General features: G+C 67.0%; 13 protein-coding genes. 5 read left to right on the top strand and 8 right to left on the bottom strand.

Annotation, left to right across the window (positions count from 1 at the left end):
* Window positions 1–50 precede the first annotated feature (50 nt).
* Window positions 51–542: an SRPBCC family protein gene (locus C6A82_RS03970; RefSeq protein ID WP_105348268.1), complete on the top strand. Its 492-nt coding sequence runs from the start codon at window positions 51–53 to the stop codon at window positions 540–542.
* 115 nt (window positions 543–657) lie between these two features.
* On the opposite strand, the gene C6A82_RS03965 is transcribed toward C6A82_RS03970, so the two are convergent.
* Together C6A82_RS03965 and C6A82_RS03960 are read right to left on the bottom strand one after the other, a co-directional pair.
* Window positions 658–1,821, bottom strand: coding sequence for a glycosyltransferase (locus tag C6A82_RS03965; protein WP_105348288.1), 1,164 nt, complete (start codon window positions 1,819–1,821; stop codon window positions 658–660).
* Window positions 1,818–2,861: a glucosyl-3-phosphoglycerate synthase gene (locus C6A82_RS03960; protein WP_105348269.1), complete on the bottom strand. Its 1,044-nt coding sequence runs from the start codon at window positions 2,859–2,861 to the stop codon at window positions 1,818–1,820. The genes C6A82_RS03965 and C6A82_RS03960 overlap by 4 nt, the downstream gene beginning before the upstream one ends.
* A 135-nt stretch (window positions 2,862–2,996) precedes the next feature.
* Between C6A82_RS03960 and C6A82_RS03955 the strand changes: the two genes are divergently transcribed.
* Both C6A82_RS03955 and C6A82_RS03950 read left to right on the top strand, forming a co-directional pair.
* A complete protein-coding gene (locus C6A82_RS03955; protein WP_233217122.1) occupies window positions 2,997–3,947 on the top strand; it encodes a Gfo/Idh/MocA family protein in 951 nt (316 codons plus the stop codon).
* Entirely contained in the window at window positions 3,940–5,034 is a 1,095-nt protein-coding gene (locus C6A82_RS03950; protein WP_105348271.1) for a zinc-binding alcohol dehydrogenase, read from the top strand. Before C6A82_RS03955 ends, C6A82_RS03950 begins: the two co-directional genes overlap by 8 nt.
* Window positions 5,035–5,092: 58 nt before the next feature.
* Here C6A82_RS03950 and C6A82_RS03945 read toward each other — a convergent pair whose 3' ends face one another.
* The 3 genes from C6A82_RS03945 to C6A82_RS03935 are packed head-to-tail and all read right to left on the bottom strand — an operon-like array spanning window position 5,093 to window position 7,271.
* Complete coding sequence (locus tag C6A82_RS03945; protein WP_105348272.1) at window positions 5,093–5,548, bottom strand: RDD family protein; 456 nt, start codon at window positions 5,546–5,548, stop codon at window positions 5,093–5,095.
* On the bottom strand, window positions 5,545–6,066 hold the full coding sequence (locus tag C6A82_RS03940; protein ID WP_199193929.1) for a hypothetical protein: 522 nt from the start codon (window positions 6,064–6,066) through the stop codon (window positions 5,545–5,547). The genes C6A82_RS03945 and C6A82_RS03940 overlap by 4 nt, the downstream gene beginning before the upstream one ends.
* A 56-nt stretch (window positions 6,067–6,122) precedes the next feature.
* Window positions 6,123–7,271 carry a glutamate--cysteine ligase gene (locus tag C6A82_RS03935; protein ID WP_105348273.1) on the bottom strand — a complete coding sequence of 383 codons (1,149 nt, stop codon included), beginning with the start codon at window positions 7,269–7,271 and terminating at the stop codon, window positions 6,123–6,125.
* Between the two features lie 339 nt (window positions 7,272–7,610).
* Between C6A82_RS03935 and C6A82_RS03930 the strand changes: the two genes are divergently transcribed.
* Complete coding sequence (locus C6A82_RS03930) at window positions 7,611–9,071, top strand: aminotransferase class I/II-fold pyridoxal phosphate-dependent enzyme (protein ID WP_105348275.1); 1,461 nt, start codon at window positions 7,611–7,613, stop codon at window positions 9,069–9,071.
* 153 nt (window positions 9,072–9,224) lie between these two features.
* On the opposite strand, the gene C6A82_RS03925 is transcribed toward C6A82_RS03930, so the two are convergent.
* From C6A82_RS03925 to C6A82_RS03915, 3 genes are all read right to left on the bottom strand, one after another.
* Window positions 9,225–9,686 carry a cyclic nucleotide-binding domain-containing protein gene (locus C6A82_RS03925; protein ID WP_105348276.1) on the bottom strand — a complete coding sequence of 154 codons (462 nt, stop codon included), beginning with the start codon at window positions 9,684–9,686 and terminating at the stop codon, window positions 9,225–9,227.
* Window positions 9,687–9,782: 96 nt separating this feature from the next.
* Window positions 9,783–11,315, bottom strand: coding sequence for a serine hydrolase (locus C6A82_RS03920; RefSeq protein WP_105348278.1), 1,533 nt, complete (start codon window positions 11,313–11,315; stop codon window positions 9,783–9,785).
* A gap of 3 nt (window positions 11,316–11,318) precedes the next feature.
* On the bottom strand, window positions 11,319–13,190 hold the full coding sequence (locus C6A82_RS03915; protein ID WP_311101672.1) for a hypothetical protein: 1,872 nt from the start codon (window positions 13,188–13,190) through the stop codon (window positions 11,319–11,321).
* 170 nt (window positions 13,191–13,360) lie between these two features.
* Between C6A82_RS03915 and C6A82_RS03910 the strand changes: the two genes are divergently transcribed.
* Window positions 13,361–15,109 (top strand): hypothetical protein, encoded by a 1,749-nt coding sequence (locus C6A82_RS03910; RefSeq protein ID WP_233216747.1) that lies wholly within the window; start codon window positions 13,361–13,363, stop codon window positions 15,107–15,109.
* Window positions 15,110–15,196: the final 87 nt, after the last annotated feature.

Genomic DNA, 15,196 nt, shown 5'->3' with positions numbered 1-15,196 from the left:
TTTCTTGTCGTTCAGGCCGCCCGGTCGCCCGTTCTTGGCATGCTGCAACAGTGCGATACCGCGATCAGCCAACGATAGAAGTGACACAGCGCGTTCGCTGCGATGTACCCACCGCATGGGCATACGTCACCGACATCACTCTGCCCGCGCGGTGCTCGGCGGAGCTGCAATCAGCGGAATGGCTTGACGGTTTTGACAGCGTCAAGGTCGGAGCTCGCTTTCGTGGCCGCAGCCAGCACGACGCATTCGGAAAATGGGAGACCGTATGCGAGGTCATCGAGGTCGAGGATCAGCGCCGCTGGGTGTGGAACGTCAGCGGGCCGGACGGTGTCGGGGCCACCTGGGGTTTCGAGGTGGAACCGGCCAGTGACGGCGTGCTGATCCGCCAGTGGGGCCGGATGGGACCGGGACCCTCCGGGTTGACCGTCGGCATCGCCGCGCACCCGGAGAAAGAGGCGAGAATTGTCACGCGACGTATCGCCGAATGGCAGCAGAACATGCAGGCCAACCTCGATTGGATCCGGTCGCAGGTCGAGAGATGACGGCGGGCCCTCATCTCGCCGAGCGTGAATGCACAGCGAAAATCCGCCCAGATTCTCGCAGTGGCCGCACGTTCGGCGGACCGGACGAGCCGACTTCGGCGGTGGCGCTTGATCTTTACGCAGAGACCTTGGAGCGTTGACCTGCAAGCGAGCCCGCCATGCACCGCTCGTAGAGCCCGAGATAAGCCGCGGCCATGACGGCCGGAGTGAAGCGGCGTTCCGCGGTTGCACGGCAGTGGGCGGGATCAAGCGTGTCGACATTTGCGACCAGCTGTGCCAGGGCGGCTTCATCTCCGAACTCGGCGAGCAATCCGGTTCCGGGTTCGATCAATTCGGGCAGGCAGCCACGGCGGTAACCGACGACCGGTGTGCCGAGCGCCAACGATTCGGTGACTGCGGTACCGCCCGGTTCGTCCCAGCACACCGGAAAGAGCGTCGCCCGCGCGGTCGCGACAAGGTGATCACGTTCCGCGCCTTCCACATTGCCGATCCACCTCACCTGATCGCCGTCGACATACGGGGCGACCTCCTCACGCCAATACCGCACGTCGGCGTAGCGGTCGGCGTCCGGCGCGGCGGCGAGTTCGTCCGGCGCGGTGTAGGGCCCGATCGGCCCGGCAAGCACCAGCTCCCACCCGCACCGCTGCGCCAGACGGGCGGCGACGTGTTGCCCTTTTCTGCGGTTGATGCGCGCGACGAGAACCAGATGACCGCCCTTGGCCGGGGCAGGCCGACGGGTCGCGTGATGCGCCAGCGGGGTAGCTAGATGGACGTGCCCGAGACTGTGCTGACGAAGCCCTTCTGGCGCGTGCCGCAATTGCTCGGCGGACACGCCATTGACGTGAAAGTGCTCGTAATTGCCGAAGCCGCCGTAGAAAGCGCGGTGCTTGGACAGGTCCCAGTGCAGGGTGTGCAAGACGCTCGGCCGATCGGAGCCCATGGCGGCGAGCATGCTCGGACCGAAGACCTCCATATGGTCGTGGACCAGATCGATATCTGAACGGCGTCGCAGTTCGGCGGCGACGCGCAGCATATGCGCGGCTGCGACACCGACGACGTCGTTGTAGGGCTCGGCGAGGTGGGCGAACTGCGGCTCCTCGAACGCGTGGATCTGTTCGTCGACGTCGATGGCGCTCTTGCCGACGGTGGCGAGGATAACGCGCACGCCACGTCGGCGTAGCTGCGGGATCAGGGTCGCGATGATGTTCTCGATACCGCCGTAGCCGACCGGCGGCACTGTCAGCCACGGTCCCGCATTGATCAATACCGTAGGAGTCATGGCTGCTGGTGCACCAGCGGCCACGTGCCTCCGGCAGGCGCGGTGGTCAGTGGGTTGCGAACCTCCGCAAGAGGTGGTCTTTCCTGTACAGCGACGTTGGAGATCATCAGTTGATGATGCACGGGTGACGTCGTGTCGTGGCGAAATTGGGAGAGCCATCGCGATACTGGCGCGTCGGTGACACCGCGGTGCTCTCGCTCGAGTCGCGCGACGGCGATCTGCAAGATCTGGGCGGCCATCCGCCCCAACGCTTCGATGTCTTGGTGACGGTGGGTGCGTGTGCCCAGATCGACCTGTGCCATCGCGTCCAGTCCGACAAGGTCGAGCAGATCGACAAGCATGGCGATCTCGACGCCATAGCCGGTGGCGAACGGAATCTGTTCCAGTACGTGCCGATAACCCCCGTACTCGCCTGCGAGCGGCTGCACGAAGCCGGCCAACTGCGGCCAGAACATGTTGATCAGGGGCCGGGCCACCAGTTCGCTGATCCGGCCACCACCGCCGGGGACGGTGACCTGATCAGTCGTCAGCGGGCGCAGGTAGTGCGCCTTGACGAACACCACGCCCGATTCACACAGCAACGGACCGAGCAGCCCGACTATGAACTGCGTGGTGAAGTCGCGCAGGTCAGAATCGACGAAGAGGACGATGTCACCGGTGCTGGCCGCCAGCCCCTTCCACAAGGCATCGCCCTTGCCGTCCATTCTCGGTTGTTCAGGCAGTATCTCGTCCTGGTGATAGACGGTTGCCCCGGCGGATGCGGCTACCGCGGCGGTGGCGTCACGCGATCTGGAGTCGACGACGATGAGCTCGTCGACCAGGCAGACGTCCTCGACGAGCCGACGCCGAATCTGCGCGACGATGTTCCCGACGGTGTGCTCCTCATCGCGGGCCGGCAGCACGACGCTGATCCGCCGTGCACCTTTGGCCTGCACAACCCGCTTCAGCGTCCATGACGTCCCGCGACTGCTGCGCCGCGACAGCCAGTTCCACATTTCGGGGTCCGCCCCGACCGGGGCGGGCTCATCCGCGTCGCGCATGTTTTCGAACTACCCCTTACGTCGACGTCAGAATCCACCCCTAAGGGTGGCGTAGCTTCGGAAGGCAGAGGGTACCCCTGAGCCGGTCGCCGAGTCGGGAGAAAATGAACTTTGGCCGAGTGCACAGTTGGGTTTGTGGGAGCCGGTGGCGTTGCTCTGCGCCACGCGCGCCATCTCAGCCAACTTCCCAATGTCCGGATCGTCGCGGTGACCGACCCAGTTACGGCAGCCGCACAGTCGTTTTCCGAAATGACGGGCGCCGCCGTCGCCCCAGACCCGGAGGGCCTGCTCAACGCATCGCCGGATGCGGTGTATGTCTGTGTGCCCCCGCATGCCCATGGCCCCATCGAGGAACAGGTGCTCGGCGCTGGCGCCGCGTTGTTCGTTGAGAAGCCGCTGGCGCTGGACGCACCGACCGCCGAGCGCATCGCCGACACGGCGCGCGAGGCCGGCGTCGTCACCGCAGTCGGTCATCATTGGCGCTATTCGCCTGCCGTCGATCTCGTCCGCGAACTACTCGACGGCCGACCCGTTCGGCTGGTGGCGGGGTCATGGATCGACCGCGTTCCCCCTGTGCCCTGGTGGAGCAGGCGCGCGCTGTCGGGCGGTCAGATCGTCGAACAGGCGGTGCATGTGCTGGACATGATTCGGCTGCTCTGCGGCGACGTCATCGAAGTCAACGCGTACGCCAACGCCACGCCGCCGGGCACTCCGGACGCCGACATCGACGGAGCCACCGTCGCAATACTGCAGTTGCAATCCGGAGCGGTGGGAACCGTCACCGCCGCCTGCTGTGTGGATTGGAAGCATCGAGCGGGTCTCGAACTCCACGCAGACGGCCTGTCGGTCACCTTTCGCGAAGACTGCATCACCACGAGGACGGCGCAGGGAACCACGCAGCGCAGTCTGCTACCCGATGACGCCAAACGGGCCGCAGATCGCGCCTTCATCGACGCCGTGGTCGGCAACGGGTCGGCTCGCGCCGGAGTTCTGGTGGACTACGAGGAAGCACTGCGGACCCACCAATTAGCCTGCGCCATAGCGACTTCCGCTGCGCACAACCGGCCTGTGAGGCTCGATGGCTGACCGACGATTCACCGTGGTGGTCGAGCGTTGCGGCGTTGTCACACTGCGCGATGAACTGTCACCGCGAGCCCTGTGCGACGGCCAGTTCGACGTAGAGACCGTGTTCAGTGGCTTGTCGACCGGCACCGACCTCAGCTGGGTGAAGGGCACGAACCCGGCGCTTCACCGCAGATGGGATCCCGAGCTGGCCCTGTTCATGCCGGGCGCCCCGGACGCGGGCTACCCGATCGACAAATTCGGCTACATGCAGGTCGGTCGGGTCACGGACAGTGCGACCGCTGCCGTGCAGCCAGGTGACCTGGTCGCCATGACCTACGGGCACCGCAGCGCGTACCGCGCCGACGCGCTGACCGACCGTTTCGTCAGACTGCCGACTTCATTCGAGCCGGTGTTGGGCATTTACGCCGCACACATGGGACCGATCTGTGCAAACGCATTGCTGCACGCCGCCGCCGACATCCACGGCACCGATGTACGCGGCCTCGACGACGGCGTGCGCGGTCGTCGCGTCGCTGTCACCGGCGCCGGCGTGGTGGGTTTGTTGACCGCGCTGTTCGCGCGCATGCACGGCGCGGGATCGGTAGTCGTCGTCGAGCCCACCCCGTCACGCCGCAAGATCGCGGCCGACCTCGGCTTCGACGTCGTCGATCCCGGCGATGTCGACCCAGCCGTGGTGCTGAAAAGCCAATGGCGTCACGGGGCCGGGGACCGGGGCGCCGACGTCGTATTCCAATGTCGCGGTCAGGCCAGTACATTGGCTCTGGCCCTTCGCATAGTGCGCCCTCAAGGCACGGTCATCGACTTGGCGTTCTACCCGGGCGGATGCGAAGAAGTCCGGCTGGGCGAGGAGTTTCACCACAATGGACTGAGCCTGCGCTGTGCCCAGATCGGACGGGTGCCACGCGGCACCGGCCATCTATGGGACCGCGAGCGCCTCAGCACGGAGACATTAGCGCTTCTGGCCGCCTACGGCGAAGACATCGCCAAGCACATCATCACCGAGTACACGCCCCTGTCTGAGGCGCCGGAAACCCTGGTTCGACTGGCCGGCAGCCGACATGACGGGCTTCAGCTCGTCTTCACCTGAGCGAGGACGCCTCGTTCGAGTGCTGCCACTGGCTGCTCGCCAAGTAACCATCGCGGTGTCAGCTGGACAATGGCCGCGAGTAGACCACTCGCGTGCGAAAGACGATGTCGTGCAGGGATCTTCGCTTCCGATCGACGACGGCCCATAGCAAGCCGATCGGGAAGATCACGCAGCCGATCGCACGCAGAAACGCGACAGGCAGGCTAATTCGGTGCGACCGTCGCCCGACGACCCGCAAGCCCATCGTCATCGCACCCGCGGTGGAGCCGGAGACACGCCAGCATCCCGTGAGATACAGCACCGCGACCGCGAAGGTCATCACCGTCGAGAACACCGCATTGAGCGACGGCAGGCTGAACGCCGCGGGTGAATAGATCAGCCGCACCAACACCAGGCCGCCGTACAGCACGCCCATGATCAGCAGAACCACCAGCAGATCGATGACGGCGGCCGATCCTCGGGTGATGATTCCGGCAGCTCGCAGCGCGTCGGCTTCCGGCTCCGATGAGATCACCGGTTCGCCCGGTCACGCCCCAGCACGCGGTCGACGATTCCCGAGACGACGTCGTCGGCGCGCTCGCCCTGCGTGCGAACATCGGTCATCACCTCCGCGGTCATCGAATTCGTCGACTCGCGAATGATCGCAGGCAGGTCGACGCCCTCAATCACCTTGTCGGCCAGCGCGATCAGGTCGACCCGGTCGATCACCGCCTCGATGTTCAGATTTTCCGCGAGTGCGTCGATGTCCACGCGCTCGCGCACGAGCGCATTCAGATCCATCTCGTCGAGAACCACGTTGACCAACCGGGCCGCGACGGCCCCGACCAAGGCGGCGAACTGGTCGGCGCTCTGCGTCACCCACCTGTCGCCTCGCTCGGACAGGCCGGCGACACTGCGCCGCAGCAGCGGCCCGACGACCGGAAGTCTCTCGGCGACGCGATACGCGGACTCGGCAGCACCGACGGCAATCGCCGCCGTACCCACGGCGGCGGACACCGCCGGGTGTTGCACCAGGTCGGCGTTGGTGGCCATCACCGCATCGTAGTTCTCGGGAACCAGCGTATTGGCGATTCGGCTCGCCCATCACCTCACGACGACGGAGACCCCTTCACGTGGGCCGACGCTTCGACCGGCGAGCACACCCCGCGCATCGTCTCGCCAACAAGGGACCGCACCACCTGACGCAGGTCTCCATGGCGTGCGAACTGCGCACGTTGTCGGTCGGCCGACGTACCGCGGTTGATCACGCGGTTGACCATTCGGTTCACCAACTTGAATTCACCGTGCTCGCGCAGGTCCGGTTCCAGTTGCGCCACCACACGGCGAATCACTACAGCGGCCGGGAGAACCGCCCCGCTGAGCGGATCACACAGTCCGCCGCGAATCCCCTCTCGCGCTGCCCGCCACCTGGCCGCAGTGAGAGTGGCATCCGACAGCTCGGGCACGTCATGTTCCAGGTCGCGCATGAGGGTTCGGACCAGCGAGCGCACCAATCCGGCATACAGCACGGCAACCTCGATGTCCGGGCAGACGTCGGCCGCGCGAAACTCCACCGTCGGGTAATGGATCGACGGCCGGACATCCCAGTACAGCGTCGACGCGTCGTCGATCAGCCCGCCCGCGGTCAGGTCGGCGACCACTTGCTCGTACGCCGCAACAGAGGGCATCACCGGCGGGATACCGGCTGTCGGCCACACCGACCACCACATCGTGCGGAAGCTGGCGAACCCGGTGTCGACCCCTTCGTGGAAAGGTGAGCTCGACGAAAGCGCCGCGAGCGCCGGTAGATAGGGGCGCGCCCGATTCATGATCGTCAGGGCTGTCGACAGGTCGGGCACCGAGACATGCACATGACGACCGCAGATATTCTGCCGATCGGCCAGCGCCCCGAAGCGGTTGGCCATGACGTCGTAGCGCGGAAGCGGGACACGCTGCAAGTCACGCCATCGGGCGAACGGGTGCGTTCCCGCGGCCATGATCGCCGCACCCGATTGTGCCGCCGCCCGGCCGGCCGCCTTGCGCGCCTTGACCAAATCTCTGCGGAGCTCCGTGAGCCGGTGACACACCCGCGTCCCGATTTCGAGTTGGCTGGCCTGCAGTTCACCCTTCACATACCCGTCATTGGGGAGAACCTCTGCGCGAGTGGCCAATTCACCGGCCGCCGGATCGACGAGGTGGTACTCCTCCTCGACACCGAGCGTGTCGCCTACCGAAGGACTCTGGGTCGGTTCAGGCATGTCATGCTCCGATCCCCTGTCCCTGTAACCACATCTCCATCACGCCGAGATGCCGTCCGGCCCCCGTGGGGCCAGGGCACGAGTCATCGCGGCGGTCTCCGGTAAGTCCGGGTCGCGACCATCGAAGCGAATCTCGCCACAGAAGCCGCACATCTTGCGTCCTAGGTCTCTAGTGGACACACGCGAGCTGCGCTCTTGAAGCCTGCTGAATGAATTCGAAGACGCAGCTTCCGAAGCACCGGGCTGGACTTCAGACCTCAGCGGCGTACCCGTTGACGGCTCCGACAAACTGCTTCCGCCCAGGTGATTCGAGTGATCTTGCCCGGGTAATCCAAGAGGATGGACCAGTCGAAGGCACCGCTGTTGGACGCCCTGGCGGACTATCACCGCAGTGAGCGCTACGGTTTCAGCCCGCCCGGCCATCGTCAGGGGCGTGGAACCGATGAACGGGCACTGGCCGTACTCGGAAAGGACCCGTTCCGCGACGACGTGTTGGCATCGGGCGGTCTCGATGACCGCATGTCGCGTGGTGGATTCCTCTCGCAGGCCGAGGATTTGATGGCCGACGCAGTCGGGGCGGAATCGGCCTTCTTCTCGACGTGTGGCAGCTCGTTGTCGGTTAAGGCCGCGATGATGGCGGTGGCCGCCGGAGCAGGAGAGGGTCTTCTCATCGGGCGCGACAGTCACAAGTCGGCGATCTCCGGCCTGATTCTGGCGGGCGTGCAGCCGCATTGGATCACCCCGCAATGGGACGAGGAGCGGCATTTCTCCCACCCGCCGTCACCCGAGCAGGTCCGTCAGGCGTGGGAGAAGTATCCAGACGCCGCAGGTGCCCTGGTGGTCAGTCCGAGCCCGTACGGCACGTGTGCCGATCTCGCCGGCATCGTCGAGGTGTGCCATGAGCGCGGTAAGCCGCTGATCGTCGACGAGGCCTGGGGTGCTCACCTGCCCTTCCACGACGACCTGCCGACGTGGGCAATGGATGCCGGCGCCGACATCTGTGTAGTCAGCGTGCACAAGATGGGCTCGGGCTTCGAGCAGGGTTCGGTATTTCATCTGCAAGGCGATCTGGTCGACAGCGATCGACTGGTCAAGTGCGCGGACCTTTTGATGACCACAAGCCCGAACGTGATGGTGTACTCGGCCCTGGATGCGTGGCGGCGCCAGATGGTCGAGCGGGGCACCGAATTACTCGGGGCCGCACTGGAACTGGCGCGCGATTTGCGTCAGCGGATCAGCGAGATACCGGATGTCACCGTGATGGAGGAGGAACTGCTCGGTGAGCAGGCGTCCCACGACCTGGACCGCCTGCAGGTGCTGCTGGACATCGCCGAAACGGGCACGTCGGGATATCAGGGTGTCGACTGGATGCGGGAGCACTGCCAGCTCGATCTCGGTGAAACCGACCATCGCCGGATGCTGGTCACGCTTTCTTACGCCGATGACAAGCACACCACCGAACGGCTGCTCGATGCCTTGACGTCGTGGCGCGAAGCCGCCCGCGACTTCGACCCTCCACCGCAGATCGACCTGCCGTCACCGGACGAGATCGAGTTGGAGACGGTTCTGCTGCCGCGAGACGCCTTCTTCAGTCCGACCGAAATGGTGCCCGCCGAACGCGCGGCGGGCCGTGTGTCCGCCGAACTCATCACGCCGTATCCACCGGGTATTCCGGCCGTGACTCCCGGTGAAGTGCTCAATGACGCGGTGATCAACTACCTGCGCACGGGCGCGGACGCGGGAATGAACCTCCCGGACGCGTCGGATGCGCAAGTGAACGAGTTCAAGGTTGTGGCCTAGAACTTCGGGCGCCAGATCTGCGGCGTGATACGACCTCGTAGACGGGGCAGGTCGATCTGTCGGTCGCTCTCGACGAACAGCGACCACTGCGGCAGAACCTGTGCAACCCGTTTACGACGAGGCTGACCCCGCCGCGTCCGAGCGTCAGGTCAATCAGCCCTCGTTCGCGCCGGGCGTCCGCCGTGCCACCGTGTCGTCGATGAGCTGGCGCAGCGCGGGCACGTCGTCGAGCAGGCGGTCGAGGTCATTGCGGTCGATGTGCAGCACCTCGGCGCGGCCCGTCGTCGTCACCGTCGCACCGCGCAGCTTGCCGCGCTTGAGCGCCGATTCGCCGATCACCTCGCCGGACTTGACCGTCGCGATCTTGTCGTTGCCGACGTACACCGCCGCCTCACCGCTCAGCAGGATGTAGCACGCATCCGACACCGTCTGCTCCCGAATCAGCGGCCACGGACCCGACGTCGACGTGCGATGCGACGCTTGAACGATGCGCCTTAGATCATCCTCCGAGAACTTCGAGAAGCCATCGAAGTTCTGAAGCAGATGCACGTCTTGCTGCTCCTGCTTGGTAACGGCTCTCGCCTTGTTACGGGCGATCTGACGTTCGCTGCTCATACTGGTCTCTCCCGGGTACCGGTGTGGTCTGTCCACGGGAGCGTAGCGAGAAACCCCATCCCATCTGCCCAAACCGCAAAACCTCGCCGCGACGCGCTACAGACCGACCGCCTGAGCCGCCGCCGACGCGACGTCACCACGCAGCTTCGACGCCGGTGGGCTGCCCCTGGTGTGGATCGAATTCGTCAGCAACACGACGTAGGTGTCCGACGTCGGGTCGATCCACACGCTGGTGCCGGTGAAGCCCGTGTGGCCAAAGCTGCCGATGGGAAAGAGCCTGCCCCGCGGCACCGAATGGCCCGAGTCGATGTCCCATCCAAAGCTACGCAGGTTCTGTCCCCTGATAGCCGGATAGCGCGCCGCCAGCAGCGGGTCCGTCGCCTTCGCGCCCGCCTCTCGCGCGGCCGCGTTGGCCGCCTCGATCTGGTCGGCGTTGGCGCCGGGCTGCTGCGGGCTGGTCATCAGCTGCAGCGTCTCCTGCTTCAGCGGATACCTGCTCGGCCGACCCGCCAGCCGGTCCAGCAGCGACTGCGCATACGCGCCGACCTCGTTCGCCGTCGAGAAGACCCCCGCATGCCCGGCGACGCCGCCCATTCGCCGCGCGGTCGTGTCGTTCACCGCGCCCCGCAGCAGGTAGTCGATGTTCGGGTTCCTGCTTGGATCGCCTCTGTTCTCTTCGTCGCGCGACGTCGGCGCGATCCTCGGCAGCAGGCTCATGTTCCACGCGCCCGGCGCACATTCGACCGACGCGCCGTCCGCCGACGGCGGCTCCCATGCGATCGCCGCCCCCCTCATCGAGTGCGGCCCGCACGCCTTGGCCGCGGGCAGATACCGCGTCTCCGCCAAGCCGATCGGCCCGAAAACGTTGCGCTGCACGTAGTCGTCCTCGATGACGCCCGTCAGCCTCTCGACCAACAGGCCCAACAGGATGAAGTTGATGTCGGAGTAGTTGACGCCCGCACCCGGCGGCGACTCCAGCGGCGTCGTCAGCGCCCGCCGAAAACCCTCTGCCCTGTCGATCTGCTCGAGGCCCCACGGATCCCTGATGTCGACGTCGCCCGGCAGGCCAGAGGTGTGCGTCAGCAGCATCCGCAGCGTCACCTCTGCGCGCAGCGGGTCGTTGGAGGGGTTGAAGTCCGGCAGATACTTCTGCACCGGATCGTCGAACTGCAGCCTGCCCTGCTCGAACAGCTGCATGACCGCGGGCGCCGTCGCCAACGGCTTTGTCAGCGAGGCGATGTCGAAGATCGTGTCCTCGGTCATCGGCTCCGCAGGCGCGGGCGCCGCGTTCAGTCCCGGCTCGCCGTCAAGCTTGCGTTGGCCGTACGCCTTGCGGAAAACGACCTTGCCGCCGTGCCCGATCTGCACGACGGCACCCGGCAGTTCGTTGGCCGCGATAGCGTCGTCGATCAGCGTCGACACGGCACCGAAGTCATACGGTGACGGCTCGACGGGCGGCAATGTCGGCGGCGGCGGCGGTGCGGGCGGTCGCACTACGGGAGCCGGTGTAGCACGCGGGCTTTCGGGCTGCACTGTCTGCGCCGCCTCCTCGCGTGCACATGCCGTCGCGACTACCAGGACGACCGCGCCTACCGCGATGGCCTTCCGCGCAGATGCCTCATCGAACATCGATTACGGCGACATCACCGGTGTGGTGCCGGGCGACTCGTAACCGCCGCCTCCGCTCGAGTATCCGCCGCCATACGACCCGCTTCCGCCTGATGACGGCACTTCGTACACGGGCGCCGGAGCGACCGGAGCCGCAGGCGCGACGGGTATCACCGGTGCGACCGGAGCCACCGGAGCGGCAGGAGCGATGGGTGCTACTGGAGCCGCAGGCGCCACGGGTGCGACCGGAGCGACTGGCGCCGCAGGCGCGATGGGAGCGACGGGCGCGGGTGCGGGTGCGACCGGTGCTGCCGGCTTCGGCTGCTCAGGCGCGACCGCGGGTGGCTTGTACGCCGGCCCCGGATCCGGTTCGGGTTGCGGCTCCGGCTCCGGCTTCGGCTCGGGCTTCGGTTCCGGCGGCACCGACGACGTCGAGGTCGACGTTGAAGTGGACGTCGACGTTGGCGGGCTCGTCGTCGGGCTCGTCGAGGTCGGCGACGTGGTCGTCGTGGGGTACGTCGGCCACGGGAACGTCGGCAGGCTCGGCACGGGGAACGGATTCCACGGCGGAATCACATCCGGCGGAATCGGGACCCCGGGCACCTCCGGCACCGGCACTCCAGGCACCTGCCCGGGCTGCACCGCCGGCGGAGACACCGGCACGTTGTTGATCACCGGGCCCCGGTTGGTCTGGACGATTCTCGGCCTCGCGGGCGCGGCGGGCTGCGGCGCCACCAGCGCGGCGGGCAACGCCACCGGATCGGGCTCGTGTGGCAGCTGCGGGAGGTAGCGGCCCGGGATCGTCTCCGCCTGGATGGCGGGCACCGGCTGCGCCTCAGCGTCGGCGACCGGCCGGATGTTGACCGCGACCGTGACTGCCAACACCGCGAAGCTCATCACCACGAACGACATCGCACTGCCCATGAGGAGTGTCTTCGGCGGCGGCGTCGCAATCACCTCGGTGTACGGCGCCTCATCGTCCTGCTCGGGGACGAACTCCTCGATGGAGTCGGCGGGCAACTCGTAAGGGTCGGGCTCTTCCTGAGAGTAGGCCAGCAGCGGCCCGACCTGGCCTGGCCCTGTCGCCGCGGCCATCTGCGTCGCGTCCGCAGCGGCAGGGGCCATGGCCGTCGCATCGCCTGCGGCAGGGGCCATCTGCGTCGCATCGCCCACGGCAGGCGCCATCTGCGTCGCCTCGCCCGCAGCAGGCGCCATCGCCGTCGGATCCGAAGCGGCAAGTCCCATCGCTGTCGCCGGGCCGGCCGCGGTGAACCCCGCGGTGTCGGCCGTGTCTGCGGCGCCTCGCGCGATCGCAAAGCCAGGATCCGGCGGCACTTGCACGGGCGCAGCCGAACTCAGTTCGGCCGCAATGGAATCGAGGTCGAGCCGCTGCCCCACCAACATGACCGAGGTGCTCGCCTCCGGCCACTGCTGCAGCACAGCGGCGCACGCGACAGCCGCACCGGCCGATCCGATGGGCAGCGACGTCAGCACGGACGTCGACTCCGCGTCATTGTTGAGGACCGCCAGCGAGACCGTGTCGTCATCGGCCAGCAGCAGTGCCGCGTCGGCGCCGACCTTGTGGGCCAGCGCCGCAGCGGCCTCGGCCTCGGTCACCACTTCGACGTTCTGCACACCGGCGTTCGACACGGTCTGGCGCAAGGTCTCGGCCTGCGACGGATCGGGAAGGCAGAGCCGGGTCGCGGCGACCCGGTTGCCCGACTCGGCCACGGCCCGGTAGGTGCCGACGATGGTGTCGGCGAGGTCGGTCGTCGCATCGTGCTCGGACAGGTCCAGCGCGTACTGATCGAGCACCTGTTCGTCCGACGCGGCCGTATCGACCATCGCCAGGCGGGCCACCCGTCCGGTGACCGCCACCCCGAGGACTACGTCCACCCGTTCACCCTCATCTCTCGACTGCCTCCTACGATGTCCCGAAACTACCGCACCGGGTTTGCGCGTCCCCGGTGTTCGAGCCGACACCTAAACTGCTCGCGCACGCTTCGAAAAGTGGCACGCTGGAGTGGCAGCGACCCGAGTCGTCCCTCTGGAAAGGAAATCGTCCCGTGAGCGACCAGCGTTACGACGCGTCGGAAACCGTCGCGGTCGCGACCAGCGCCGCGGCCGTTCTCGGCCGGTCGCCGCGCGTCGGATACGTGCCCGCGCGCGCCAACCGGGTGCGCGACGGGGTCGCGATCGCGTTGCTCGTGATCGCGCTGCTGCTGCCGTCGAACCTCGACTTCGGGATCGGCGTGCCGGGCAGCGACGGGTCGCTTTTCGCGGTCGCGATCGTTGTCACGGTGCTCGCCATCCTCGCCGCCCTCACGCCGCACATCGGCCCGTTCCGGCTGGAGGCCGCCGACCAGGACGTGCGCCGAACCAGCCGGGTCCGGTTTCTTCTCAGCGTCGCCTACTACGTCGTCGCGGCGGGCTTCGTCATGTATCAGTTGGTGGAGACCTGGCGCAACGGCGGAACCGGCCTCGTGCCGCCAGGCGTCGGGCCCGGCCTGCTGCTGGGCCTCGGCGGCGCGGCGCTGGCGTCGCAGCCACCGATCACCAGCATCACGATCGAGGACAACGGTTTTCGTCGCTCGTATGCCGCCGCGCGCACGCTAGGCGTGCTCTCGATCGTGCTGGCGACGCTGTCGGTCGCCTTCAACCTCTACTGGCGGCTGCGCTACCTGTTCCTGTCCAACGAGGCCTTCAGCGGCCAAGACGTCGCCGTCATCGTCACCACGCTGCTCTACGGCGCCGCTGCGATGGCCGCGTTGGTCATCGCGTCGCGCTGGCTCATCGAGCGGACCGCCGCCGCTCGATTGGCCACCACCGCCCTCGGCGCCTCGGGTGCGCTGGCGGCGACGCTGGTGTGGATCCTTCCCATCGGCCGCGACGTCGACGCCTTCCACGGCATCGCCGAGAACACCTCGACGGCCGCCGTCGGCTACGAGGGCTACCTGTTCTGGGCGGCCGCCGCCGCTCTCGTGGCGCCGACGACGCTCTACGCCATTTTCCTGATCAAGCCGCCGACCCTTGGCGCCTACCGCGTGGCCGCGGAGAAGTGCCTGACGCTGATCGCGTTCTGGGCATTCGCCGCCGCCGGGCTTCGCGTCGTCGACTACCTGATCGCCTGGTCGCTCGATCTGCCCCGCGCCCTGTACGACACCGTCGCGATGACGGTGTTCAACCTGATCACCGGTCTGATCGCGCGGTGGCTGCACCGCCAGCTCGTGCGCGGTGAGTCCGCGTTGACGGTCATCGCTGCGTTCAGTGGACTGCTGTTCGTGTTCACGGTCGCCAACCTCGCGATCGGTGTCGCGCTCGCGCCGCGGTACGCCGAGCCGTCGCCCGACACCTTCTACGGCAACAACCTGGCTCAGCAGATCACCAGTACGTTCGACGTGACCGTGTGCGGGCTGAGCTTCGCGGTGTTGGTCGCGATGCTGTTCACCGGGCCGCTGGCGGGCTATCTGATCCGCCGACGCGAGACCCGGGCCGCCGCGCCTGCCACACCGGCGCCCGCTGCTACGCCGGTTCCGTCCGGACCCGACCTGTTGGCGCCGCCGACGCTGGCGCGGACCTCGCGGCCGACGTCGCAACCCATTTCGCAGCCCACCTCCCTGCCGCGAATCGTTCGGCTGAAAGAGGATTCGACGACGGTGCTCTCGGCTCCCCCGGCGCAGGACGCCGCCGCGCCGACGGCCGCGCTTCGCATTCAGCGCAGCCAGCGGTCATCCGAGCCGACGATCGCGCTGTCCCCTCCACCGGAGGACGAGGGCGGGCAGGCGACACAGTCGCGGCCCGCGACCGAGAAGTGACCTGACACCGTTCCGCGAAATTGCATTCCGGCAGGGAAAGTGCGAGAAGGGGCCTGCTGGAATGCCATTTCGCGCGCGTCTCTGCCC

This window comes from Mycobacterium sp. ITM-2016-00318, from assembly GCF_002968285.2.
Lineage (GTDB): Bacteria > Actinomycetota > Actinomycetes > Mycobacteriales > Mycobacteriaceae > Mycobacterium.
Note: the sequence above shows the minus strand (reverse complement) of the source record. Positions and strands in the feature narration are given on the sequence as shown.